The 925-nt window shown below is 35.6% G+C and carries 1 protein-coding gene and 1 pseudogene; both read right to left on the bottom strand.

Annotated features, from left to right (window positions below; all coding sequences use genetic code 11):
- Positions 1 to 401: DUF6443 domain-containing protein (locus AB671_RS09490; protein WP_228390969.1), on the bottom strand; the 401-nt coding region annotated here is incomplete at its 3' end.
- A gap of 9 nt (positions 402 to 410) precedes the next feature.
- Positions 411 to 925, bottom strand: a pseudogene (locus tag AB671_RS22470) (hypothetical protein); the annotation flags it as partial.

A 925-nucleotide genomic window follows, 5' to 3' on the forward strand; every position in this document is an offset into this window, starting at 1 on the left:
AATGGCGAATTTTCAAATTCTTTTTTAGCAAAAATAACTTCGTTGCCTAAAGGAGTATTAGGTGCATTTGCTAAAGGGTCGGGAATAAATGCTCCATTCATTGTTCCAGCTTGTGGAACGGGAAGGTAATCCAGAGCCTGTCTCCCAAATCCGTCATAGGTGATATGAGACACCACATCTTTTTGTAATGGGGATGCTTTGATATTCACAACCTGTTTAGGTCTGCCTAAACCATCAAGATATTGAACGGTTTCAGAGGTTTTAGCGGGTTGATTATTTGCATCATAATCAAGATAGGTTTTTGAATAGACATAATTCTGATTGGTACTTAAATTCAAAGTTTGCGCATGGGAAATACCCACTACAAACAATGTACTTATCGGGATGATTATTTTTTTCATATCTGGTTTTTAGTGTTTGTAGTTGTATTTGAATTCTTTTACTGTTTTATAGATTAGGTTTCCTGCGGCATCTTTTTCCTGTTGTTTTATTTCTTTTAATCGATTCGCTGAATCATATAAATATATTTCTCTAATTCCTGATGGTGGGGTAATACTTGTTACTCCTACCAATGGATCATATGTGTAAGTGGTAATCTGAGTATTTTGTAATGCAGAATTTTTCCTGAAGGTATCTAGTTTGTCGATTAGAGACTGCTCAGTACCTAAATTAATATATGCATTAGATGCTGCAATTATTTCTGCCGCCAATCCAATTACAAGAGAATAAGATATTCCTGTTATTTTTGCTATCGGCTGGGTGGAATTGTAACCCCAAATAATTGTTGTTGCTACTCCATCTTTAGTTGTGTATTGTTGTAAGTTACCTTTTAAATCGTACTGATCATAAGTAACTTCGGTAGAATTGGTATTGCTAAGGTCGGTCGAGATTACAGAGCTCGGCAATAAGTTGGCAGGATTATCAT

Source organism: Chryseobacterium sp. BGARF1 (genome assembly GCF_001677955.1).
Taxonomy (GTDB): Bacteria; Bacteroidota; Bacteroidia; order Flavobacteriales; family Weeksellaceae; genus Chryseobacterium.